1 protein-coding gene and 1 pseudogene are annotated in these 1,341 nt (G+C 57.3%); both read left to right on the top strand.

What is annotated here, in order from left to right; genetic code table 11:
- Positions 1-769: ABC transporter permease (locus tag FPK30_RS08120; protein ID WP_232345892.1), on the top strand; the 769-nt coding region annotated here is incomplete at its 5' end.
- 262 nt (positions 770-1,031) lie between these two features.
- Positions 1,032-1,341 (top strand): annotated as a pseudogene (locus FPK30_RS08115) (hypothetical protein); the annotation flags it as partial.

The raw sequence follows: 1,341 nt of genomic DNA, 5'->3' as shown, positions 1-1,341 counted from the left end.
AACAATGATTAACCAGATCAGGGCCGACTTTTACAGGCAGCGGAGATCCATCGGCATGCTGATTCTGCTCATTGCCACTATGGCACTCGGCATAGTGACCACATGGCGCAAAACCCCTATGGGACCCACCATCGGGGGCGAAGAACTGTTGGCAATCGGACGCCCAGGTTGGACAGTCAGGACAGGCCTGCAATCGGGTGTCGCCTCCGCCTCGTCTCTAATGTACTTTTACATCGCGGTCTTCGTCATCGTCATTGGCGCAGAATACAGCCAGCACACTCTGAAGAACACGCTGACATCGGGCATCTCGCGCATACAGTTCATCCTCGGCAAGTACGCGACTATCCTGATCGACATCATTCTCCTAACCCTGTGCTACTTCATCACCATCCTGATCACCGGACTGGCCCTAGGAAGGAAACCGGGTGTAGGCTGGGGCATCCTATGCAAGGATGTGGCCGTCATGACCCTATCGGTCAGCTTCTGCATCTCCGTCATCATCAGCCTGGGCATTATCCTCTTGATCCTTACCAAATCCCTGGTCATCCCAGCGGTGGTGATCGTGATATGGCCCATGCTGATCTCCCTTGTGGAGTATGCCTTTAAATTGAACTGGCTGAAATACTTCGACTTCGACGGGTTCGGCGAACAGATCGCCCTGAACACTCTGAAGGCCGATCAGGCCTGGATCTACGCCGGAGTCTCCGCAGGCGTGGTCCTGGTGGCCATCTTCGGATCGGCTCTGATCATATCCAAGCAGGAGATCTAAGCCGGGTCAAGCCTATACCCGGCCCGGCTCTTGACCGCTGACGGCCTGCACGGCCATATGGGCAAAGGCCCTGACAGAGGCATCCAGGGGTAATCTTCCTTGGCGTAGTCGCGTTCTGACGGAATCCAATCGAGACCGGCATGCTGTCCAGCTGCCGGGCGGCCTCCACCTTCAGTCGGCGTTCCATGGGCCCTGTGCCTGCTATGGTCAGACGGATCCTGCGTCTGTTCCTGCACAAGGCCAGGGCGCGGATCAGGGTCAGATGGTCCTTTTCCCGGGCCAGCCTGCCAGAAGCCACGACTGGAATCAGCTGGACAGGCTCAGCAAAGAGCGCCGGACGACCATCCTCATCTCCAGTCACATTCTGAGCGAACTCTACCTGGTCTCCTCCCGGTTCGGGTTCATCAGCCACGGTCGCCTGATCAAGGAAGTAAACAAGGATGAACTGTTGATAGACGTGGACCAGAGCTCCAGGGTCGCCATGATCCTGGATCGCCGGGGAATCGGCCCCTTCCAAGTCCTTGACGACCATCAGATTCTGATCAGGCAGGAGAACCTGGAGCCGGGCCCCA

This window comes from Bifidobacterium apousia, from assembly GCF_007559275.1.
In the GTDB taxonomy this organism is placed as follows: domain Bacteria; phylum Actinomycetota; class Actinomycetes; order Actinomycetales; family Bifidobacteriaceae; genus Bombiscardovia; species Bombiscardovia apousia.
Note: the sequence above shows the minus strand (reverse complement) of the source record. Positions and strands in the feature narration are given on the sequence as shown.